This is a genomic window from [Flexibacter] sp. ATCC 35208, assembly GCF_001975825.1.
Classification (GTDB): domain Bacteria; phylum Bacteroidota; class Bacteroidia; order Chitinophagales; family Chitinophagaceae; genus Chitinophaga.
In genome coordinates, this window is sequence record NZ_MTKN01000003.1 from 192561 (window position 1) to 214273 (window position 21713).

The 21713-nt window shown below is 46.3% G+C and carries 20 protein-coding genes; 10 read left to right on the top strand and 10 right to left on the bottom strand.

The genetic code is table 11. From position 1 onward, the window contains the following. Positions 1 to 15: 15 nt before the first annotated feature. From BW716_RS03910 to BW716_RS03925, 4 genes are read right to left on the bottom strand one after another with little or no spacing between them, the layout of a single operon-like run. Positions 16 to 1434, bottom strand: a complete 1419-nt coding sequence (locus BW716_RS03910) for a Glu/Leu/Phe/Val dehydrogenase (RefSeq protein WP_083721164.1) — start codon at positions 1432 to 1434, stop codon at positions 16 to 18. Between the two features lie 45 nt (positions 1435 to 1479). Continuing rightward, positions 1480 to 1737, bottom strand: coding sequence for a CcmD family protein (locus tag BW716_RS03915; RefSeq protein ID WP_204545984.1), 258 nt, complete (start codon positions 1735 to 1737; stop codon positions 1480 to 1482). Next, a complete protein-coding gene (gene ccsA, locus BW716_RS03920) occupies positions 1734 to 2396 on the bottom strand; it encodes a cytochrome c biogenesis protein CcsA (protein WP_083721166.1) in 663 nt (220 codons plus the stop codon). The genes BW716_RS03915 and ccsA overlap by 4 nt, the downstream gene beginning before the upstream one ends. Positions 2397 to 2438: 42 nt before the next feature. Continuing rightward, positions 2439 to 3104 (bottom strand): heme exporter protein CcmB, encoded by a 666-nt coding sequence (locus tag BW716_RS03925; protein WP_083721167.1) that lies wholly within the window; start codon positions 3102 to 3104, stop codon positions 2439 to 2441. 31 nt (positions 3105 to 3135) lie between these two features. On the opposite strand from BW716_RS03925, the gene accC reads away from it, so the two are divergent. Further along, positions 3136 to 4611: an acetyl-CoA carboxylase biotin carboxylase subunit gene (gene accC / locus BW716_RS03930; protein ID WP_083721270.1), complete on the top strand. Its 1476-nt coding sequence runs from the start codon at positions 3136 to 3138 to the stop codon at positions 4609 to 4611. A 117-nt stretch (positions 4612 to 4728) separates the two neighbouring features. After that, complete coding sequence (locus BW716_RS03935; protein ID WP_083721169.1) at positions 4729 to 5235, top strand: GtrA family protein; 507 nt, start codon at positions 4729 to 4731, stop codon at positions 5233 to 5235. A gap of 3 nt (positions 5236 to 5238) precedes the next feature. Here the strand turns inward: BW716_RS03935 and BW716_RS03940 are convergent, their stop codons facing one another. Next, positions 5239 to 5805, bottom strand: a complete 567-nt coding sequence (locus BW716_RS03940) for a thymidine kinase (protein WP_083721171.1) — start codon at positions 5803 to 5805, stop codon at positions 5239 to 5241. A gap of 129 nt (positions 5806 to 5934) precedes the next feature. Here BW716_RS03940 and BW716_RS03945 point away from each other — a divergent pair, with 129 nt between their 5' ends. Next, a complete protein-coding gene (locus tag BW716_RS03945; protein ID WP_083721173.1) occupies positions 5935 to 7008 on the top strand; it encodes a hypothetical protein in 1074 nt (357 codons plus the stop codon). On the opposite strand, the gene BW716_RS03950 is transcribed toward BW716_RS03945, so the two are convergent. Next, complete coding sequence (locus BW716_RS03950; protein ID WP_083721175.1) at positions 6978 to 8225, bottom strand: 3-deoxy-D-manno-octulosonic acid transferase; 1248 nt, start codon at positions 8223 to 8225, stop codon at positions 6978 to 6980. The two genes, BW716_RS03945 and BW716_RS03950, sit on opposite strands and share 31 nt — an antisense overlap. A gap of 108 nt (positions 8226 to 8333) precedes the next feature. On the opposite strand from BW716_RS03950, the gene BW716_RS03955 reads away from it, so the two are divergent. From BW716_RS03955 to rfbD, 6 genes are all read left to right on the top strand, one after another. Then, the gene (locus BW716_RS03955; RefSeq protein WP_083721178.1) at positions 8334 to 9473 is read left to right on the top strand and encodes a DegT/DnrJ/EryC1/StrS aminotransferase family protein; all 1140 of its coding nucleotides are present in this window, start codon (positions 8334 to 8336) and stop codon (positions 9471 to 9473) included. After that, positions 9470 to 10783: a UDP-glucose/GDP-mannose dehydrogenase family protein gene (locus tag BW716_RS03960; RefSeq protein ID WP_083721181.1), complete on the top strand. Its 1314-nt coding sequence runs from the start codon at positions 9470 to 9472 to the stop codon at positions 10781 to 10783. Before BW716_RS03955 ends, BW716_RS03960 begins: the two co-directional genes overlap by 4 nt. Before the next feature lie 18 nt (positions 10784 to 10801). Further along, entirely contained in the window at positions 10802 to 11746 is a 945-nt protein-coding gene (locus tag BW716_RS03965) for a UDP-glucuronic acid decarboxylase family protein (protein WP_083721184.1), read from the top strand. A gap of 101 nt (positions 11747 to 11847) precedes the next feature. Continuing rightward, positions 11848 to 12903, top strand: coding sequence for a dTDP-glucose 4,6-dehydratase (rfbB, locus tag BW716_RS03970; RefSeq protein WP_083721186.1), 1056 nt, complete (start codon positions 11848 to 11850; stop codon positions 12901 to 12903). Positions 12904 to 12909: 6 nt separating this feature from the next. Continuing rightward, positions 12910 to 13479 (top strand): dTDP-4-dehydrorhamnose 3,5-epimerase, encoded by a 570-nt coding sequence (gene rfbC, locus BW716_RS03975; protein WP_083721188.1) that lies wholly within the window; start codon positions 12910 to 12912, stop codon positions 13477 to 13479. 1 nt (position 13480) lies between these two features. Further along, positions 13481 to 14344 (top strand): dTDP-4-dehydrorhamnose reductase, encoded by an 864-nt coding sequence (gene rfbD, locus BW716_RS03980; RefSeq protein ID WP_083721190.1) that lies wholly within the window; start codon positions 13481 to 13483, stop codon positions 14342 to 14344. A 95-nt stretch (positions 14345 to 14439) separates the two neighbouring features. Here the strand turns inward: rfbD and BW716_RS03985 are convergent, their stop codons facing one another. Beyond that, positions 14440 to 15150, bottom strand: coding sequence for a hypothetical protein (locus BW716_RS03985; RefSeq protein WP_083721192.1), 711 nt, complete (start codon positions 15148 to 15150; stop codon positions 14440 to 14442). 142 nt (positions 15151 to 15292) lie between these two features. On the opposite strand from BW716_RS03985, the gene tyrS reads away from it, so the two are divergent. Continuing rightward, on the top strand, positions 15293 to 16576 hold the full coding sequence (gene tyrS, locus BW716_RS03990; RefSeq protein WP_083721195.1) for a tyrosine--tRNA ligase: 1284 nt from the start codon (positions 15293 to 15295) through the stop codon (positions 16574 to 16576). 95 nt (positions 16577 to 16671) lie between these two features. Here tyrS and BW716_RS03995 read toward each other — a convergent pair whose 3' ends face one another. The 3 genes from BW716_RS03995 to BW716_RS04005 all read right to left on the bottom strand — a co-directional run bounded on the left by BW716_RS03995 (position 16672) and on the right by BW716_RS04005 (position 21640). After that, positions 16672 to 17175 carry a pyridoxamine 5'-phosphate oxidase family protein gene (locus BW716_RS03995; RefSeq protein WP_083721197.1) on the bottom strand — a complete coding sequence of 168 codons (504 nt, stop codon included), beginning with the start codon at positions 17173 to 17175 and terminating at the stop codon, positions 16672 to 16674. Positions 17176 to 17282: 107 nt separating this feature from the next. Continuing rightward, positions 17283 to 18575, bottom strand: coding sequence for an amidohydrolase family protein (locus tag BW716_RS04000; RefSeq protein ID WP_083721199.1), 1293 nt, complete (start codon positions 18573 to 18575; stop codon positions 17283 to 17285). 11 nt (positions 18576 to 18586) lie between these two features. Continuing rightward, a complete protein-coding gene (locus BW716_RS04005) occupies positions 18587 to 21640 on the bottom strand; it encodes an amidohydrolase family protein (RefSeq protein ID WP_235643457.1) in 3054 nt (1017 codons plus the stop codon). Between the last annotated feature and the right edge of the window lie 73 nt (positions 21641 to 21713).

The window sequence follows — 21713 nt, forward strand, 5'->3', positions numbered from 1 at the left end:
TATGCTGTATTCCAATCAAGGGAAAATACCCAGTTGTTCGTAAGCTGCGCCTACTTTATCAATTGCACAGATATAAGCGGCAGTACGCATATCGTGTACATCAGGATGGTTCACCATGATCTCACGCACTTCGTGCAAAGCAGCATGCATAGTTTCTTCCAGACCGGAATATACCAGATCCACTTCGTCCGCACCGTGTGCAATGAATTTTCTTTCTCTTTCTGACACGCTCTTACCTGTCATTTCTTCAATCACGCCAAGAATGTGAATATTCATATTCTCATCAAAACGTTTGCCCAGACGACCATAACGTACATGGCTAAGGTTCTTGAGCCACTCAAAGTAAGATACGGTCACCCCACCTGCATTCAGGAACATATCCGGCACTACAATCACGCCTTTCTTATTCAGGATATCATCTGCTTCTGGTGTAATAGGACCATTTGCAGCTTCACCGATAATACGGGCTTTAATATTAGCAGCATTGCCTTTGTGTATCACATTTTCCAGTGCGGCTGGGATCAGGATATCACAATCCAGTTCCAGTCCGTCTGTATTTTTCGCCAGAGTTTGTGCCCCCGGGAAGTTGATGATTGAACCAGTTTCGTTCCTGTGTTTCAATACCTTGTCAGGATCCAGGCCTTTCTCATTGTAGATCGCACCATCATATTCGATCAGACCTACGATGACAGAGCCTGCTTCATGGAAGTATTTAGCGGCATGGTAACCTACGTTACCCATACCCTGTACGATCACCCTTTTGCCAATGAGACCTGGCTCCAGACCGACCTTTTTCATATCTTCCCTGATATTACATAGTTCCTGCAAACCATAGAATACACCCAGACCCGTAGCTTCTTTACGACCTCTTACACCGCCCTGTGATACGGGTTTACCCGTTACGCAGCCATAACCATCTATTTCTCCCGGACGAAGACTCATATAAGTATCCAGGATCCAGCTCATTTCCCTTTCACCGGTGCCATAATCAGGAGCAGGTACATCGATACCAGGGCCGATAAAGTTTTTCTTTACCAGTTCAGCAGTGTAACGACGGGTAATGTTTTCCAGCTGGAATGGGGAATAATTGCGGGGATTGATTTTGATACCACCTTTTGCACCACCGAAGGGTACGTTTACAATGGCACATTTGTAAGTCATCAGGGAGGCAAGGGCCATTACCTCATCCTGGTTCACTTCTTCACTGAAGCGGATACCACCTTTACAAGGAAGTTTGTGGTGTGAGTGCTGTACACGATAGGCTTCGATCACTTCAATCGTATCACCTACGCGTACGGGGAATTTCATACGGTAAACGGCATTACAAGCTTTAATCTGCTCGAGAATGCCCTTCTCCCATTTCGTGAAACCTGCGGCTTTGTCAAAGCTTTTTTCAACGTTCTGAAAAAAGCTTATGTGCTGTTCTTGCGCCATAAAAAACTGTTTTGGTATAAATATGTAGTTGGACTTAATAAAGTCTTAGAGGGTATCAGCACGTTCCCTACGCTCCAGCTTACTGATCTTCCTATCCAGGCGAACTAAAAAAATCACAATTCCAATAAAGATGATCAGCAGGACTCCTACTACCACATATATCTTGCCATTGCTACGAAAAAATTCATTTACCGGTCCAGTCTCCGTATTCTGTTGTTGTGATGCCGGCTCTTGTCCAAAGGTCAGCAGGGATACTAATAACAACAAACAGGTACAACAGAAAGAAATCGCTTTGTTAATCATTTAAAAATATTTTTTAACTCTAATTTTTTGTAGCGCACCACGAGGGTATAGATCCAGACACTCAGCAGTACCCAGCCAATGAATGCGGGATAGAGCACCGTCTTCATACTGCCATCAGTATCTTTTGAGGCAAACGTAGGAGAGCCGGCGGCACCTGGGTGAAGAGATTCCACCATGCGTGGGATGATATATGTTAAGGGAATCAACAAAGCAAATGCGAAAATGTTAAACACGGCAGAGATACGTGCACGCTTATCGATGTCCGGAATAGACATGCGCAGTACCAGGTAAGCCATATATATGAGCAGAGCAACAGCGGTAAGCTGTTGTTTGGCGTCATTCGTGATTGTTCCGCCCCAGGTATACGTTGCCCACAGCGTACCGGTACAAAAACCCAGTATGCCAAAGAATACGCCTACACTACCGGCTGCGCCAGCCAGGGCATCTTTCTTCAAATCGTATTTTGTGAGATAGAGCAGGGAATTTGCTACCGAAATGCTAAACATGGTATACATACACATCCACATCGGTACGTGGAAAAATAGTCCCCGGGATGATTGCTGATTCGTACCTATAAGGGGTATATTAATTGTAAACCCTGCAATTATAGTGTAGATGAGAAGTATTACCGCTAAAGCTTTCCACCAGTGCTTTGCCATTGTTTTTAACGACTAAATGAGTGGCAAACCTACAACAAAATTCTAATCCTTCCATAAAAAAGGGAATAGAATCAGGGACAAGCCTACGATGAGTATATCCATGGCACCCAACATCAGGAACATCTTAGGCAGACCGGGCTGATAGACAGTGATAAATGAGGAACGGGCGATGTTCGACAGCATAGTTAACAAGGGAAGCATAATCGGGAATCCCATGATTGCCATGAGTGCTGCATTCTGATTGGCCTGAGCTGCAATGGCCGCCAGCATGGTAAAAAGCAGGGAAAGGCTGAGGCCCCCCAGCATAATAACACCCAGGAAATAGGATATATTAATAATAGGATTGCCCATAAAGAGAATGCAGCATACCAGGGTAATTATACTCATGAGCGCCATGAGCAGAATATTATATATCAGCTTAGCAATGATGAAGTTACGGGGATGTACCAGTGAGTAAAAATACAACAGCCGCCCCCGGTTTTCCTGCAAAAAGCTCTTGGCAATCGCATTGACAGAAACAAATAACTGTACCACCCAGAAAAGTGCATTCCAGGTCTTTTCTTCCGGCTTGCCTATCATCAGGTTAATGACAAATACGGTAGAAATGATATAGAGCAGAACCCCATAAAGCGCATATTTCTGACGTAATTCCAGTAATATGTCTTTTTTTACCAGGGTAATTGTTTGTTGGAATGCGGTCGATTTCATGAGGGGGCAAAGATACCTTATATTCGCTTTTATGAAAAAAATACTGGTAGCCAATCGCGGCGAAATCGCACTACGTATTATGCGATCTGCACGGGAAATGGGCATTGCTACTGTAGCGGTGTATTCTGAAGCTGACCGTACCATGCCCTTTGTACAATATGCTGATGAAGCTATCTGTATAGGCCCTGCCCCATCCAGCCAATCCTACCTGCAAATCGAAAAGATCCTGGCAGCAGCCAAACAAGCCGGAGCGGATGCCATCCATCCGGGTTATGGATTTCTAAGCGAAAATGCCCGTTTTGCTGCAGCGGTGATTGCCGCTGGTATTACTTTCATTGGCCCCAGCGCCTACGCCATCGAAATGATGGGTAGCAAACTGGCCGCCAAACAAGCCGCTCAAAAATTCGGCGTACCAATGGTACCCGGTACCGAAACGCCCCTACGCAGCCTTGAGGAGGCCCAGGAGGTCGTGAAAAAAACTGGCTTCCCTATTCTGATCAAAGCCTCTGCCGGTGGTGGAGGTAAAGGTATGCGGGTAGTAAACGCAGCCTCAGAGCTGGAAGAACAGATCCGGCTGGCCAAAAGTGAAGCCATGAGCGCCTTTGGCGACGATGCCGTTTTCATTGAAAAATATGTAGGTGCTCCCCGCCACATTGAAATACAAATACTGGGTGACCAGCATGGTAATTACGTATATCTCTTTGAACGTGAGTGTTCTATACAACGCCGTCACCAGAAACTGATCGAAGAAGCGCCCTCCTCCTGCCTGACGCCGGATATCCGTTCCGCCATGGGCAAGTGCGCGCTTGATGTAGCCAAAGCCTGTAACTATTATGGGGCCGGCACAGTAGAGTTCCTCGTAGATGAACAGTTACAATTTTATTTCCTGGAAATGAACACCCGCCTGCAGGTGGAACACCCGGTGACAGAACTGATCACTGGACAGGACCTGGTAAAAGAGCAGATCAGGATAGCCAGAGGGGAAAAATTATCTTTTTCACAGGAAGACCTGACAATAAATGGCCATGCCATCGAGTTAAGGATATGTGCAGAAGACCCTGCCAGCAATTTCCTGCCGGATACAGGTACACTTGAAACTTATGTACGCCCTCAGGGATATGGGATCAGGGTAGATGACGGGTATGAAGCAGGCATGGATATACCTATATATTATGACCCTATGATTGCCAAACTCATTGCCTGGGGCGCTAACAGAGAGGAAGCAAGGGAAAGATTGATCCGTGCGATTGCTGAGTACCAGGTAAAAGGGATCCAGACCACTTTACCGTTTGGCAGCTGGGCACTGCAACAACCTGCATTCATCAACGGACAATTCGATACTAATTTTATTGGGAAATACTTCACGCCACAATCTTTGGAAACTCCGTCGCCGGATGCAGCCCGGGCGGCCGCACTTCTGGCTGTACAGGTTTGGCAGGAGGAACTGCGAAAAGCACAACAGCAACCTGTAAACCAGGCGGAAGGCAGATGGAAAACCCGCCGCTAAACGTTCATTTATTCCGTCTCATCCATCCCCTTAAAAACCATCAAATTGTTAAGATAATTCTAAAGCGCGATTCAATAACGGTAAAACGTACTAGTTTTGTTATTGTATATTTCTATTATGAGACGGTTTATTTTATTAGTTATTTCGTTTTTCTACCGCCCATTTGCCAAAGTGATGCCCTTTCAGACCTTCCGCTACCTGGCATGTGGTGGAGGTAATACGGTGTTGGACATATGTTTATATTATATCAGCTACCATTACATCCTTGGAGGAGGTAACGACCTCATTCCCCCTGCTGACGTAGTCTTACCATTTATCACTATACAGGCGCATATCGCAGCTTTATTTATGGCGCTTGCTGTCACTTTTCCCACAGGTTTCCTGTTGAGCAAATACATCGTATTCTCTGAATCTAACCTGAGAGGCCGGGTACAACTGGTCCGCTACTTTATGATGGTAGGCACCTGCCTGCTGCTGAACTATGGATTCATGAAATTGTTTGTAGACCACCTGCACTTATACCCTACTCCTTCCAAAATACTGACTACCTGCTTTGTTGTAATATTCAGTTACCTGGCACAGAAGAGGTTCACATTCAAGGTAAAAGTAGCGGAGCAAAAATAAAGACTACTCTTCGTAATAACAGTGCCTGCAACGGGGTTCGTACAGGTCTGTTTCTCCTAACAATACGGTATGCTTATCGGCTGATTTACGGTAAGAATAATTGGCGATGTTGCCACACTTCACGCAGATGGCGTGCAGCTTGGTAATGTAATCTGCCTTCGCCAGCAAAAATGGCATCTGCCCAAATGGCTTACCCATGTAATCCATGTCCAGACCTGCCACAATTACACGAATTCCACGTAATGCCAGTTGGTCGCACACTTCCATCAATTCACCATCAAAGAACTGGGCTTCGTCTATGCCCACGACATCTACGTCTTGCGCAAGCAACAGGATCTGCTGGGAGTTCTCAAGAGGGGTGCTTTTTATTCTGCTTTCATCGTGAGAAACAATATGTTGTACGTCGTAGCGGGTATCTATGACCGGTTTAAATATTTCGACTTTTAAATTGGCAATGCGGGCCCTTTTTAATCTCCTGATCAACTCCTCCGTTTTTCCAGAAAACATTGAGCCACAGATCACTTCTATCCAACCCCTTCGCCCTCCTGCAAGAGAAGGTTCAATAAACATAATATACTATTTTGATTTACAGTTAATTAAAATGGTATAACTTCATGCAAATAAAATAAATTCTCCCAGACTACGTTAACAATTAACGCATGGAACGCATTTTGCATTAAATTATTTTTTTTTGCGATTATGGAAAAAATAAGTGCATTAATTGACAAGTTACAGGAATTAAAGACGACTGGCGCGACCCTGCAGTCTATATCATATTACGTGCAATTATTGCAGGCGGAGATTCTTCATGCCCGTAGTCTTGAAAGAGAACGGGAAAGAGAATTACAACGCAGACAGAGTAATATTGCTGTAATTATGCCGGGAGCGACTATGGCTGACCCGGAAGTTACAGTTGATTCCAATGATAACATAACCGCCCCGCAATTTACGCCATCTGAGTCAATACCAGTTGTTGAATATAAACGACCTGAACCGCCAGCTCCAGAGCCAGTAGGAATGATTGAACCGGCACCGGTTGTAAATCAACCTATTGCGGAGAAAACGCCAGAGCCTGCGCCAGAACCACTGAGGGCGTACCAGTCACCGGCTCCTACATTAGAAGCATTGAAAGCGTATCAGTCGCCAGTACCTGAACAGGATGCCCTGAAAGCTTATCAAACACCTGCGCCGGAGCCAAAACCAGTACCAGTTCCTGAACCACCGGTCGCTTACCAGCCACCGACACCAGCTCCAGAACCAATACCTGCACCCGCTCCTACTCCTGCTCCCAAAGAAGAAGAAAAACAACCTGTGTTCATCACCCTTTTCGGTGACCATAGCCAGCCCGTTGTCAGTGCTTCCAGACCAGAAAAAGTCGAAAAGGTTGAAAAACCTGAAAAAACGGAAAAGCCTGAAACCAACGGTATTCACTCCGAGTTAAAAGAACTGAACCAAAAAGTAGCACAAAATATTCCTTCCCTAAACGACCGCCTGCGTCAAAGTCAGTCAGAGATCGGTGATCGCTTCAACGATATGCCTATCAAAGACCTGCGCCAGGCTATCGGTATCAACGACAAATTCCAGTTCATCCAGGAACTGTTCCGTGGTGATGTAGACTCTTATGAGCGCTCCGTCAAGACAATCAATGAGATGCACTCATTGCCGGATGCGGAATACTGGATAGAAAGAGAGTTGAAAATCAGGCAGGGTTGGGTAGATGATAACCGTGTCGTTCGCCAGTTCTATGCTTTGGTGAAAAAACGTTTCTCCTGAATATAAGCCAGAATTTTTCCGGTTGCACCCTTATTTTCGGCCACAAAACGGCCGGCGGCATTACCTATTTGCATACAGCGGGTATCGTCTTCCAGTAAGGATTCCATTTCTGTAGTTAATGCACTGACATTAGCAATGGTCGCACCACCACCTGCTGCCAATAATGCAGCTGCTTCCGGGTATTTATGGAATACTGGCCCGAATACTACCGGCTTGCTGTAAGTAGCCGGCTCCAGGATATTGTGAATGCCATCTTTTCCAAATCCCCCACCGATAAAGGTAACGCGGGCATAACGATATAACAGGGACAACAGACCAATATTATCAATGATCAGCACCTCGCCCTGACCGCCCTGTGAATAACGGACAGCGCCGGGGAACAATGACTGCACCTGTTTAATATGCGCTTCATGAATCTCATGCGGCGCCAGTATCAAACAGCGATCGGGTTTCGCATTTGTTTTCCACCATTCAGCCAGTGCCTGTTCATCGGCTTCCCAGGTACTACCTGCTATCACAGCCTTACGGCCACTGATAAAGGTTTCGATAGCGGGCAAAGAGGCAGGCTCCTCCAACAGCGCCGATACCCTGTCAAAACGGGTATCCCCAGCCAGGCTTGCTCTTTCAATACCCAGCTGCCGGATCAGGTCCAGCGAATCCTGGTTTTGTACAAAAATCCAGTCAAACTGCCGGAGCAATTGTCTGAAAATACCACCATAAGGCTTGAAAAATAACTGGTTAGGTCTGAAAATACCGGAAATAAGCAATACTGGTAGCTGCCTTTGGGACAAGGCTGTCAGGAAATGATACCAGAACTCATATTTAATAAAGATCACCAGTGTCGGATGTACGATGTCCAGGAAATCTGTGGCATTGCCCGGAGTATCCAACGGGAGGTAGTATACGTAATCAGCTCCCTGGTAATTCTTACGCACCTCGTACCCGGATGGGGAATAAAAGGTGAGCAGGATACGGCAATGGGGGTATTGGGCCCGGATCGCCTCCAGCACGGGTCTCCCCTGCTCAAATTCACCCAGCGAGGCGGCATGCACCCAAATGAGGGGGCCGGATCCTTTCAGCTGTTCCTTCATCCGTTCCCGCCAGTGACGGCGGCCTTCAATCCACAGTTTCGCTTTGGCATTGCCGATAATTGCAGCCAGCCCAACCCCGGCCCGGTATGATCTTATTCCTATATTATATATGGCATTTCCCAGCATCCTGATGACGTACTTGTACTGAATTTTTTAACAGGAGCAAAGATACTGCCCTTCCTATGTCAAAATTTGTAAATTTGCCTCACTTTAAACAAAATATCTATCCCAGACATGGTTCCGATTCAAATGGTGGATCTCAAACGCCAATACAACAAGATAAAACCGCAGGTAGATGCTGCTATGGCGGAAGTTTTAGAAAGTGCAGCTTATATTAATGGTGCGCCAGTACAGAAATTTACGTCGGCTCTGCAAGACTATCTGGGAGTGAAGCACGTAATTCCCTGTGCCAACGGTACCGATGCATTACAGATCGCCATTATGGCGCTGGATCTGCAACCTGGTGATGAAGTCATTACACCATCCTTTACCTTTATTGCTACAGCCGAAGTAATAGCTCTCCTGCAGCTTAAACCCGTTTTCGTTGATGTAGATCCAAAGACATTCTGTCTTGACCCGGTGGCAGTTGAAAAGGCCATCACACCAAAAACCAAAGCAATCGTTCCCGTGCACCTGTATGGCCATAGTGCTGACATGGAGCCAATTATGGAAATTTCACGCAAGTACAATATTCCTGTTATCGAAGATAACGCTCAGGCGATCGGTGGTACTTATACCTTCTCCGATGGAACTGTGAAGAAAACCGGAGCTATCGGTCAGATAGGCTGTACTTCCTTCTTCCCTTCCAAGAACCTGGGTTGCTATGGTGATGGCGGAGCCCTGTTCACTAACGACGATGCCCTGGCTGCAAAGATCAAAATGATCGCCAACCACGGACAGTCTCAACGTTACTATCATGATGTAGTGGGTATCAATTCCCGCCTGGATACACTACAGGCGGTGGTATTGAACATCAAGCTCCCGCTGCTGGATGAGTATATCAAGGCCCGTCGTGCAGTAGCTGACGCCTACGATGCAGCATTTGCCAACCATCCAAAGATTACGGTACCTTACCGTGCGGCAAACAGCTATCACGTATATCACCAGTATACATTACAACTCGAAGGTGCAGACCGTCTTGCACTTCAACAATATTTAGCTGAGCAGCAAGTTCCTGCTATGATTTATTATCCTGTACCTGCTCACAAGCAAAAGATGTTTGCCAATTTTGGCGGCGCTGATTTTAACCTGCCTATTACAGACTCTCTGACGTCCAAAGTGATCTCCTTACCGATCCACACCGAAATGGATGCAGACCAATTGAATCACATTATTCACTCCGTTCTTTCATTTTTAAATCAAACCTCCAAATGAAAATTACAGTAGTAGGCACCGGGTACGTAGGGTTGGTCACTGGTACTTGTTTTGCTGAAACCGGTAACGATGTCACCTGTGTAGACATTGATGCCGCTAAGGTGAACAAGTTGTCCGGCGGACAAATCACTATTTACGAGCCCGGCCTGGAAAAATTATTTGAACGTAACCTCAAAGAAAATCGTCTGCAGTTCACTACTGACCTTGCAGCCGGTGTGAAAGACGCTGAAGTGATCTTTCTTGCACTCCCTACCCCTCCCGGTGAAGATGGCTCCGCAGACCTCTCTTACATCCTGAAAGTGGCCGAACAACTGGGTAACATCATTACAGACTACAAGGTTATTGTAGACAAAAGCACTGTACCAGTAGGCACTGCCGACAAAGTACAGGCTACTATTGCCCAAAACTGCAAATGTGAATTCGATGTGGTGTCCAACCCTGAGTTCCTGCGCGAAGGTGTAGCTGTGGATGACTTCATGAAACCTGACCGCGTGGTAATAGGTACCCGTTCAGAAAGAGCCCGCAAAGTAATGGGCGAACTGTTCGGACCATTCGTTCGCCAGGGTAATCCCATCCTGTTCATGGATGAAAAATCTGCAGAACTGACTAAGTATGCTGCTAACTCTTTCCTCGCTACCAAAATCTCTTTCATGAACGAAATCGCCATCCTGTGCGAAAAACTGGGTGCCGATGTAGACATGGTACGCCGTGGTGTAGGTAGCGATGACCGTATCGGTAAGCGCTTCCTGTTCCCAGGTATTGGTTACGGTGGTAGCTGCTTCCCTAAGGACGTACAGGCACTGGTAAAATCTTCTGAAGATGCAGGATATGACTTCAGTATCCTGAACGCAGTAATGGACGTGAATGAAAAGCAAAAGCTGTTCCTGCTGCCAAAGATCAATGCCTTCTTTAATAACGACCTGAAAGGTAAACACTTTGCACTGTGGGGACTGGCCTTCAAGCCAAATACCGACGATATTCGCGAAGCACCGGCTTTATATATCATAGATGCACTGGTGGCCGCAGGTGCTACTATTACAGTACACGACCCTGAAGCCATGGAGAATGTAAAAAGACTGCTGGGAGACAAAGTATCTTACGCCAGTCACCAGTACGATTGCCTGGACAATGCAGATGCATTGGTGATAGCAACCGAATGGAGCGTATTCAGAACGCCTGACTTCGAGAAAATCAAGTCAACACTGAATAACCCACTCATATTCGACGGTCGTAACCTGTTTGACGTGGCAAGGATGCAGGAACTAGGCTTTCATTATGAGAGCGTAGGCCGCGCAGCTGCTTCTATTTAACATTCAACCAAAATATTTATGGAGAAAAAAAGAATTCTGATCACTGGTGCTGCAGGTTTCCTGGGCTCACACCTCTGTGATCGTTTCATAAAAGAAGGTTACCAGGTAGTTGGAATGGATAACCTTATCACCGGCAATATCAAGAACATCGAACACCTGTTCCCGTTACCGGAATTTGAATACTACCATCATGATGTCAGCAAATTCGTGCACGTATCCGGCAAACTGGATTATATCCTACATTTTGCCTCTCCTGCGAGCCCGATTGACTATCTGAAAATGCCGATCCAGACACTGAAAGTAAGCTCCCTCGGTACCCACAACCTGCTGGGTCTTGCCAAGGAGAAGAAAGCCAGGATCCTGGTAGCTTCCACTTCAGAAGTATATGGAGACCCGTTGGTACATCCACAGACAGAAGAATACTGGGGCAATGTGAATCCAATAGGTCCACGTGGAGTGTATGATGAGGCGAAACGCTTCATGGAATCGATTACCATGGCTTATCACAATTTCCACGGTGTAGAAACACGCATCATCCGCATCTTCAATACTTATGGTCCAAGAATGCGCCTCAATGACGGCCGTGCACTGCCTGCATTCATGAGCCAGGCATTGACAGGACAGGATCTGACTGTATTCGGAGATGGCTCTCAGACCCGGTCTTTCTGCTATGTAGACGACCTGGTAGAAGGCATTTACCGCCTGCTGCTGAGCGATTACCACTTACCGGTAAACATCGGAAATCCTGCAGAGATTACACTGAAAGAATTTGCGGAAGAAATCATAGCACTGACCGGTACCAAGCAAAAACTGGTGTACCAGCCATTGCCAAAAGATGATCCGAAGCAACGTAAACCAGACATTACAAAGGCACAAGAGATACTGGGCTGGTCTCCTAAAGTGGATAGAAAAGACGGTCTGCGCATCACATACGAATACTTCAAAGAAGCTCTTAACAAATAAATAACTCAACACGGGTTACAGACTACGAATGTCTGGTTGTATACTAATGAGATAGTTTTACAATCGTTATTCGTATTTTGTAACCCGTAATTTTATTATATATGAACCATACCATCTTAATAACCGGAGGTGCTGGATTTATTGGATCTCACGTGGTGAGATTATTTGTCAATAATTATCCACAATATAAGATCGTCAATCTTGACGCGCTGACCTACGCCGGTAACCTGGAAAATCTGAATGATATCAAGGATAAGCCCAACTACACTTTTGTAAAAGGCGATATTACTGACGAAGCTTTTATCGATGAGCTGTTCCAGGAATATACATTTGATGGTGTAATACATCTTGCCGCAGAGAGCCATGTAGACAGATCTATCATGGACCCGCTGGCATTTATCAAGACCAATGTAATGGGTACTGCTACCCTGCTGAATACCGCCAGAAAATACTGGAAAGATAATCTCGAAGGCAAACGCTTCTATCACATCTCAACTGATGAAGTATACGGTAGCCTGGGCCAGGAAGGTTTCTTCACAGAAGAAACTTCTTACGATCCCCGCTCTCCTTACTCTGCCTCCAAAGCCAGCTCTGACCACTTCGTAATGGCATGGTACCATACATACCACCTGCCCGTAGTGATCTCCAACTGCTCTAACAACTATGGCTCCAACCATTTCCCTGAGAAGCTGATTCCGCTGGCTATTCACAACATCAAGCATAATAAGCCCGTACCTGTATATGGTAAAGGTGAAAACGTTCGCGACTGGCTCTTCGTTGAAGACCACGCCCGCGCTATCGACACCATCTACCATAAAGGCAGGATCGGGGAAACATACAATATCGGTGGTTTTAATGAGTGGAAAAACATCGACCTCATTAACCTGCTCTGCATGATCATGGACAAGAAACTAGGACGTGCACCTGGCACTTCCGCAGGACTGATCACTTTCGTGAAAGACCGCGCCGGCCATGACCTTCGCTATGCGATCGATGCGACTAAACTGAACAAAGAACTGGGCTGGTATCCTTCCCTGCAGTTCGAAGAAGGACTGGAAAAGACCGTAGAATGGTATCTCGCCAACGAAGAATGGCTGGACCACGTAACCAGCGGTGCTTACCAGGAATATTACAGTGACCAATACCAGAAAAGATAATACTACATGCCATTTACAACGACACCGATTCCCGATTTGTTAGTGTATGAGCCAAAGGTGCATCATGATAATCGCGGTTATTTTTTTGAAAGCTATTCTGAACGCGTATTTAAAGATGCCGGCCTTGACCTGAACTTTATTCAGGACAACCAGGCCCGTTCTACCTACGGGGTATTGCGTGGATTGCATTATCAGCTGGAACCATACGCTCAGACCAAATTGATCAGGGCACTGGAAGGTAAGATCCTGGACGTGGTGGTTGACATCCGTACCGGCTCTCCTACCTATGGTCAGTCTTATTCTATAGAACTCTCTGCCGAAAATAAGCTGCAACTGCTCGTGCCTAAAGGCTTTGCCCATGGCTATGTAGTACTGAGCCCTACTGCAGAGGTGATGTATAAAGTTGACAACTTCTACCACAAAGCAAGTGAAGGCGGCCTCATTTACAATGATCCTGCCCTGAAGATCGACTGGCAGATTGACCTGAAAGATGCGATTGTATCTGATAAGGACCAGATCCTGCCAACACTGGCAAACTGCACACACAATTTTGTATATAACAAACCCACTGAATAATATGAAAACAGTGCTGATCACCGGCGCCAATGGGCAGCTAGGACAGGCTTTGAAGCAAATAGCAGGAGATTATCCAGCCTTCAGTTTTTTATATACAGACTATACAGAGCTGGATATAACAAATGAAGAAGCAGTAACCGCATTCTTCTCTCAGCAGGAAATCCATGCCTGCATCAACTGTGCTGCCTATACAGCGGTAGACAAAGCTGAATCAGAAGAAGAACAGGCTTTCAGATTGAACTTCGAAGCGGTCATGCACCTGGCTAACGCTTGCCAGGCACACAATGCAAGATTTATCCAGATATCTACTGACTATGTATTTGACGGTAAAAAAAATACCCCTTATACAGAAGAAGACGGTACGGATGCACAAAGTATTTATGGTAGTTCCAAACTACGTGGTGAAGCGACAGCGCTGGGTATTAATGAAGATACCATCGTGATCCGCACAGCATGGTTATACAGCCAGTATGGTGTGAACTTCGTAAAGCGCATGCGTGAGCTGATGCAGGAAAAGGATAGCCTGAACGTAGTATTTGACCAGGCAGGCACGCCTACCTATGCCGTAGATCTGGCGCAGGCATTACTGTCAGTACTGAGCAAAGCGATCGATGCACCCGGTACTTTAGGTGGTGTATATCATTACAGCAACGAAGGCGTGACCAGCTGGTACGACTTTGCCATTGCCATCAGGGATATGAGTGGCCTGAGCTGCAATATTCAGCCGGTTACTTCTGATAAGTATCCAACTGCTGCCAAACGCCCGGCTTACAGCGTTTTCAACAAGCAAAAGATCAAGGATACCTTCGGACTGGAAATTCCTTATTGGAGAGAAAGTCTGGCGGTATGCCTGAAACATCTATAAAGAAAAGTGGGTGTATCAAAAGTTAGATACACCCACTTTTCTTTCTGAAAATGGTTTTCATTCCCCGTTGGTGAATAACCTCTTTGATGAATGTGTTATTTCTTAAAGGCCGTGATCTGCATACTCCCCAGTGTCGAACCTCCTCTCTCAGTATCCGTTTTTACAATCCCGAACCCCGGCGCAAACCATTCAGTCGCATTTACATCCAGGTCCATCGGGAAGTTCGTTCCCATCATCTGCACAGTGAATCCCAGTTTATAAGAGATCTTAAAGCACTCCCAGGTACCGGCAGAGGTCGTGATCTTTCCCTTTCCCACTACTTTACGGTCGCTCACCTTCAGGGTCATGCTGATCTCCATACCATTCATATTTCCCCTCATTTCCTTTTCATTACCAGGCAGGGTCTGCCCTTCTTTCAGGGTTGCAGGATAAGAAAGGAAAATCTCGTCACTACCTGCTTCCATCTTCATATTCTGAAGCTGAGGAATGTTGGGCATCGCCATTTGCATATCCAGCAGTATTTCGGAGCCGGTGCATTTAAATTTACCCTTCCCGGTGGAAAGGTCTTTGCCTTTTGTATCCTTCAGCGTAGTAGAGAAGTTGGAGCTGATCACATTGGCCGTTCTGTTGACATTCAATACCTTCTCGATATTCTTAGCCACCAGTTCGCCCTTGCCGTCATAAATGCTCATTTCCACTTCCGCGTTGTTCTGCAGAAAGTAGTAGCTCTTACAATCCTGTTGCTGACCGTATAATAATTGTGCTGCCAATATTAATGGCGCAGCAAAAAACATTTTTTTCTTCATACTGCGAGATATATGCTATTATTTTATCACATGAATGTACGTATTTACCCTGGTTCCGGGTTGTAGGGCAAAAGCAATACCGTTTGCGACTGCCTAATTTCTGGTTAATTTCTTACGTTTGCAAAAATTATCCCAATAAATCATGAACCTGATAGAAGAATTAAGATGGCGGGGAATGTTGCAGGATATTATGCCCGGCACCGAGGAACAATTACAGAAAGAGATGACCACTGCCTATGTGGGTTTCGATCCTACCGCAGATTCTCTGCACGTAGGTAGCCTTGTTCCAATCCTGTTGCTGGTACACCTGCAGCGGGCTGGCCACAAGCCATTGGCGCTGGTAGGCGGTGCCACCGGTATGGTGGGAGATCCTTCTTTTAAGGCGGCCGAAAGGAAAATGCTCGATCTTGATACCCTCAAACATAACCAGGCAGGTATTAAGGCCCAGCTGGAAAAGTTCCTGGACTTTGATCCTTCCAAACCTAATGCTGCTGAAATGGTCAATAACTTCGACTGGTTTCAGAACATCAGCTTCCTGGATTTTATCCGTGATGTAGGTAAGCACATCACTGTAAACTATATGATGGCCAAAGATTCTGTAAAAAGAAGAATCGAGGGCGACAGCGGTATGTCCTTCACGGAGTTTTCTTACCAGCTGATTCAGGGATACGACTTTTTCCACCTGTATACTACCAGGAACTGTAAACTGCAAATGGGCGGTTCCGACCAGTGGGGCAATATCGTAACCGGTACCGAACTGGTAAGACGGAAAGCCAATGGTGAGGCATTTGCCTTTACCTGTCCACTGATGAAAAAGTCAGACGGTACTAAATTCGGTAAATCTGAAGGCGGTAACGTATGGCTGGATGCCCGCCTCACCTCTCCATACCAGTTCTATCAATTCTGGCTGAAAGCGACTGACGAAGACGCCGAGAACTATATCAGGATCTTCACCCTGCTGGACAAGGCGGAAATAGAAGAACTCATCGCTCAGCACAGGGAAAAACCTGAGCAGCGGCTGCTGCAGAAGAGACTGGCAAAAGAAGTGACCACTTTTATCCACAGTGAAAAGGACTATGAGTTCGCTTTGCAGGCTTCTGAACTGCTATTCCGCAACGATACGGCCGAGATACTGCAATCGCTCACGGATGAGCAGTTGCTGGATGTTATGAATGGCGTACCACAGGTAGAAACGACCCTGGCAGAACTGCAGGAAGGAAAAGACGTCATCTCCTTTGCTGCTGAAAAAGGCATCTTCCCAAGTAAAGGAGAAGCCCGCAAAATGCTCCAGGGCGGTGGTGTAAGCATCAATAAAAAGAAAGTAGAAGACCTGGCTGCAGTAGTAGATAGCTCTCTCCTGCTGGCGGGTAAGTATATTCTGTTCCAGAAAGGGAGAAGGAACTACTACCTGGTTATTGTTAAATAAAAAAATCCCCGGTGGTCGGACAATCTAAAGTCTGACCACTGGTTTATATACGCTGTAAAGTGTTGGCAAATGAGGGCCGTTTACGATTGTTTGTCTTAGTCCAGATTGAGTTCTCCGGTGTCCCCGTCTTCGAATTGCTTTCCCCTGATAATTGCAGTCAGCATGTTAAAAAAGATGATCATTTTGCTGGAAGAGTTGTCCCAGTACCAGGCCTGCTTGGTATCTACTCTTAACAGGCAGAGTTTTGGATCATCAATGCCGTCCGGGAACCAGGCTTTTACTGCTGGTGTCCAGAGCTGTTTCATTTTTTCTTTGTCAATAACAATGCTGCCAATACCGAAGATATTCAGGTAAGTGTTGTGACCCGGATGTGCATAAATGAGGTTCAGTTCATTGTTTTCAGAGATCTGGGTAATTTTTCCCGAGTACTCGTTGGAGAAGAACCACACATTTCCTTCTTTATCCACATCAGCTGTCGCCATTGGTCGCGATATGACCTGGCCATGCTCATCGATGTTTGTGAGCATGCATACGCCAACGTCATTGATCATTTCCGTGACCTTCTTGATGGCGTCATCTCTTTTCATAATTGCTCCCATATATATGGTTTATAAGGGAGTAGCAGTAAAAATCATACCAGCCTCAAAAAAAATCGCTTTTGTCTGGTGACAAAAGCGATTTTTAATAACAGGCCAGAAAACTAAATTTACTTCAAACCATACTTGAACTTGTATCTTTCATACAGCTGCTTATGCTTATTATCCAGGCTGATCTCTCTTCCCTGAATAAACGCCTGTGTAATTACACTGGACCGCATATCCATAATATCGCCGGTACTGATGGTGATATTCGCATCTTTCCCTGTTTCCAGGGTCCCGGTCACCTTATCAATCCCTAAGATCTTTGCGGCATTGATAGTCACTGCACTCAGGGCTTCTTCCTTACTTAAGCCATATGCACTGGCGGTACCTGCTTCAAAAGGCAGGTTACGCTGCTGCCAGAAACCTTCATTGCTCAGACAAAATAATACCCCTGCCTGCTGCAGCTGGTAAGCCAGTTTATAAGGCTGGTCCACATCATCATCCTGCATTACGGGCAGGGCGTGTGGTTGCTTCAGCACAACTGCTATGTTATTTTGTTTCAGGATATCCGCTATGCGCCATGCATCTGCCCCGCCTACAATCACCACATCGAATCCGAACTCTTTGGCAAAATCCACCGCCACCAGCATTTCTTTCACAATATCACAGTGTATAAACAGCTTCTCATCTTTTGAGAAAAGGCGGCGTACCGCTTCAAACTTCAGGTTGGTCTCCCCATGCTTACTCTGTGCCAGGTATACTTTTGCGTCTCTGAAGAAAGCACGTACCTGGTCAATCTTCTCTGTAGCATCTTTGATCCTGGTGGAAGGAGGAGCCGGTCTGTCCTTTGGCGGAGCAGGGGGAGGCAAAAGGCTGGGCATGTAGAAATGCAATGCACCATCTTTACGGTAAGCAGCATCTTCCCAGTTCCAGGCATCCAGTTGAACAACAGAAGATGAGCCGGAAATCAAACCACCTTCCGGTGTCACCTGTGCCAGCAGAATACCGTTGGCACGAATGGTATTAATTACTTTGGAGTCGGTATTATAAGCGACCAGTGCACGCACAGAAGGATCTATCTCCCCTACTTCCTTGAAGTCGTTGGTAGATCTTACTGCTTCCACTTCTGTCAGACCCAGGTTCGTTACCGGAGCGATGATGCCGGGATATACGTGTTTCCCTTGCAGGTCAATCACTTTTCCTGCTGCAGGTGTAGCTACGGAAGTGCCCACCGCCGTGATCTTGCCATTGGAAAAGGTCAGTACGCCTTTTTCAATAACCTGCCCATTGCCTACATGTATGGTAGCATTGGTCAGTACTACGGTCTCCTGCTGCTTGCCGGCAGGATAAATCGTTTCCTGTGCCATGGCCGCCAGAGAGCCGGTGATTGAAATATATAATAGAATCAGGTATTTCATCCATCAATGTTTTAATTGTTACCATTTTCATCACCCAACAAACTATGCTGGTGACCTGCCTGCAGGTCTTCGCAATGATAGTTCTCTTCTTCAGCAGGAGCCGCTTTCTGTGTAGGCGTTCCTTTTTTCTTCTCTGCCAGCATTTTGCGGATCAGGCGGTTACGCTCTGAACTGATGCGCTGACGGAGTTCTTTGTCTTTCTCCCTGTCGAAGTATACAATACCATCCACGATGGTCTTATCTGCTTTTGCATAAATGCTCAGTGGGTCATCGTTCCACAGTACGAGGTCAGCATCTTTACCCGCCTTGATACTACCTGTTTTATCTGCTACGTGCAGCAGTTTGGCAGGATTCAGGGTCACCAGTTTCAGGGCTTCCTCCTCGGTCATATCACCATACTTGATGCTCTTGGCGGCTTCCTGGTTCAGGCGGCGGGCCATTTCAGCATCGTCTGAGTTGATAGCTACGGTGAGACCTACACGTTGCATGATGGTTGCATTGTAAGGGATCGCATCCTGTACTTCCATCTTATACGCCCACCAGTCGGCAAAGGTGCCTGCACCGGCGCCATGTGCCTTCATCTTGTCAGCTACCTTATAGCCTTCCAGAATATGTGTAAAGGTGTTGATATGGAAATGGAAAGTATCCGCCACATGCATCAGCATATTAATTTCGCTCTGTACATAAGAGTGGCAGGTCACGAAACGCTTGCTGTGGATGATCTCTAACAGGGTTTCCAGTTCCAGATCTTTGCGCTTGTCCGCACCCAGTTTTTCATAATCCAGTGCGCGGGTAAATGCATCCGTCAGTAACTGTTCTACCCCCATACGGGTTTGTGGGAAACGCTCTCTTTGTCTATCTCCCCAGTTGGATTGCTTCACGTTTTCGCCCAGTGCAAACTTGATGAATGGATCAGCACCCGCAAATTTCAACGCTTCGGCGTCTGCGCCCCAACGCAGTTTGATCAATTGTGACTGACCACCGATGGTATTCGCAGAACCGTGCAACAGGTGAGATGCTGTCACACCACCACTCAGCTGACGATAGATGTTCACATCATCAGGATTGACTACATCAGCAATACGTACTTCTGCAGTAACTGATTGAGTACCTTCATTCACACCTCTTGAAATGGCGATGTGAGAGTGCTCATCAATGATACCTGCTGTCAGGTGTTTGCCTGTACCATCTATCACCTTAGCGCTACCGGCAACAAGGTTCTTACCGATCTGTGCAATCTTACCATTGCGAATCAGCACGTCTGTATTTTCCAGTTTACCATCCTGTTCATTCGTCCATACAGTAGCGTTTTTGATAAGGATATCCTGCTGTGCAGGTATTGTTTCCCAACCATATCCATTGAATGGAAAATAGTTATTGCCAATGAATGGTTGTGGTTTTGCTTTCATCGAATCAGTACCCGCAAATGGCGCTTTCAATACTGCCTGCCAGTGAATGTTATTACCACTGGTATCCACACCAGTACCACTCCATCCATTGCCATCTGTAATACCGGTGAGGCGTAGTTGTGCACTGCCTTTCTTCACAGGGAACGCTACTTTTACCAGGTCGCCGGTAAAGCCGAGTGAACCACCGACGGTATCAGTGGATAATAAGGATAACGCTGGTGCACTGGGAGTACCTTTTACCAGCACGGTATAGGTAGCATTGCCTGGGGTAACAGTCAGGGTATAGGTACCTCTTACATCTTTCCAGTTATCGTCTTTGATACTGTATTTCTTACCCTGTACCCAGTTCTGATAAATGACAGTATTTTCATTGAAGATATTACCTGATGTAATGAGGAAGTTGGCCAGTTTACCGGCATCCAGTGAACCCACCTGGTCCTCTGCTTTCAGCAGTTTAGCAGGTGCGAGTGTCACTGCATCCAGTGCTTTCTGTTCGGTCAAACCATATTCTATGGCTTTGCGTACACTGGCTAAAAACTGCTTCACATCTTTCAGCCCATCGGCTGTGATACAGAAAGGAATGTTTGCTTTTTCAAAAGCAGCAGGCTCTGAAGGGGCCATTTCCCAGTGCTTCATTTCACTAAGTGCAACAAAGCGTGCATCTTCCGGATCTTCCACATCTATTGGCAACGGGAAAGAAACAGGCAGGATGAAAGATGCTTTGGAAGCAATCATTTCAGGTATGCGCTGGTACTCGTTACCACTTGCCCTGATGATGTATTGCACGCCAAACTCATCTCCGATCTTATCGGCTCTCAGTGCATCCCATTTATCATTCACTTCAAAGATCTGGGGCAGGGACTGGTTGTCATTCCATGCCTGTAAGGACAGGTTCACGCCTTCTTTTTCAGGACGTGAGCGATACCACTGCGCATCGAGATAAGTCTGGCGCAGTAAGGCAATAGATCCCATCAGTGAACCGGGATAGTTCTGAGTAGAACTCCCTTTGTCAAATGAATACTGGGTACTTGCTTTTTCTTTAATGATGGCTTTGTTTTCTCTGCCATCTGCCAATGTTACCAGTACGCCGGTACCTCTTGCAATACCATCCTGCTGATGTGTAAGTACGGTACCAAAACCGGCTTCGCGCAGGGTAGCAGCGGTGGCAGCATCGGTACTGAAAACTGCTGCTGCATTTACTTCGCTTTTAATGGCCTGGTTCCAGCCGTAAGCCCCTTTGGTAGTAGAGATAAACTGAGGATCATCACGACGGCTTACATTACTTTTCTTTACCGCTTGTGTCCCATAATCGCTGTAGGCATCTACAAAAGAAGGGTAGATGAACTTGCCGGCGCAATCGATCACTACTGCATCGGCAGGGATGGCGCCAGTGCCTGCACTGACAATGCGTCCATTCCGGATCACTAAAGTTGCATTGGTTAACACATTCCCTGCACTTTTAACGATAGTGGCTTTGGTAAAGGCATAACAGCCTTCTCTCGGATCAGCCACACCATTCACAGGAAACGTCTGTTGCGCCCTGAGCTGACCAGTGGCAAACAGGCTGCCTAATAACAGGCATAAGCCAGCCAGCCTTTTCCCGGTCATCGTACGGGCCTCCCTTTTTAAGGGAAGGTAGATACGGGTTTTAATCATCTTTTTCTATTGGTTTTTAGCGGTTTAGATTTGGTATCGGATTATTATCGGCACTTACTATAGACGGTGTATA

What these genes read in the sequence shown, in the direction of transcription:
- BW716_RS03945 (WP_083721173.1), top strand. Translation starts at nt 5,935, where the DNA reads ATGGAAAAAATAAGTGCATTAATTGACAAGTTACAGGAATTAAAGACG.
- BW716_RS03915 (WP_204545984.1), bottom strand. Translation starts at nt 1,737, where the DNA reads ATGATTAACAAAGCGATTTCTTTCTGTTGTACCTGTTTGTTGTTATTA.
- BW716_RS04000 (WP_083721199.1), bottom strand. Translation starts at nt 18,575, where the DNA reads ATGAAATACCTGATTCTATTATATATTTCAATCACCGGCTCTCTGGCG.
- BW716_RS03935 (WP_083721169.1), top strand. Translation starts at nt 4,729, where the DNA reads ATGAGACGGTTTATTTTATTAGTTATTTCGTTTTTCTACCGCCCATTT.
- BW716_RS03965 (WP_083721184.1), top strand. Translation starts at nt 10,802, where the DNA reads ATGGAGAAAAAAAGAATTCTGATCACTGGTGCTGCAGGTTTCCTGGGC.
- ccsA (WP_083721166.1), bottom strand. Translation starts at nt 2,396, where the DNA reads ATGGCAAAGCACTGGTGGAAAGCTTTAGCGGTAATACTTCTCATCTAC.
- BW716_RS04005 (WP_235643457.1), bottom strand. Translation starts at nt 21,640, where the DNA reads ATGATTAAAACCCGTATCTACCTTCCCTTAAAAAGGGAGGCCCGTACG.
- rfbD (WP_083721190.1), top strand. Translation starts at nt 13,481, where the DNA reads ATGAAAACAGTGCTGATCACCGGCGCCAATGGGCAGCTAGGACAGGCT.
- BW716_RS03925 (WP_083721167.1), bottom strand. Translation starts at nt 3,104, where the DNA reads ATGAAATCGACCGCATTCCAACAAACAATTACCCTGGTAAAAAAAGAC.
- rfbC (WP_083721188.1), top strand. Translation starts at nt 12,910, where the DNA reads ATGCCATTTACAACGACACCGATTCCCGATTTGTTAGTGTATGAGCCA.
- rfbB (WP_083721186.1), top strand. Translation starts at nt 11,848, where the DNA reads ATGAACCATACCATCTTAATAACCGGAGGTGCTGGATTTATTGGATCT.
- tyrS (WP_083721195.1), top strand. Translation starts at nt 15,293, where the DNA reads ATGAACCTGATAGAAGAATTAAGATGGCGGGGAATGTTGCAGGATATT.
- accC (WP_083721270.1), top strand. Translation starts at nt 3,136, where the DNA reads ATGAAAAAAATACTGGTAGCCAATCGCGGCGAAATCGCACTACGTATT.
- BW716_RS03955 (WP_083721178.1), top strand. Translation starts at nt 8,334, where the DNA reads ATGGTTCCGATTCAAATGGTGGATCTCAAACGCCAATACAACAAGATA.
- BW716_RS03950 (WP_083721175.1), bottom strand. Translation starts at nt 8,225, where the DNA reads ATGCTGGGAAATGCCATATATAATATAGGAATAAGATCATACCGGGCC.
- BW716_RS03960 (WP_083721181.1), top strand. Translation starts at nt 9,470, where the DNA reads ATGAAAATTACAGTAGTAGGCACCGGGTACGTAGGGTTGGTCACTGGT.
- BW716_RS03985 (WP_083721192.1), bottom strand. Translation starts at nt 15,150, where the DNA reads ATGAAGAAAAAAATGTTTTTTGCTGCGCCATTAATATTGGCAGCACAA.
- BW716_RS03940 (WP_083721171.1), bottom strand. Translation starts at nt 5,805, where the DNA reads ATGTTTATTGAACCTTCTCTTGCAGGAGGGCGAAGGGGTTGGATAGAA.
- BW716_RS03995 (WP_083721197.1), bottom strand. Translation starts at nt 17,175, where the DNA reads ATGGGAGCAATTATGAAAAGAGATGACGCCATCAAGAAGGTCACGGAA.
- BW716_RS03910 (WP_083721164.1), bottom strand. Translation starts at nt 1,434, where the DNA reads ATGGCGCAAGAACAGCACATAAGCTTTTTTCAGAACGTTGAAAAAAGC.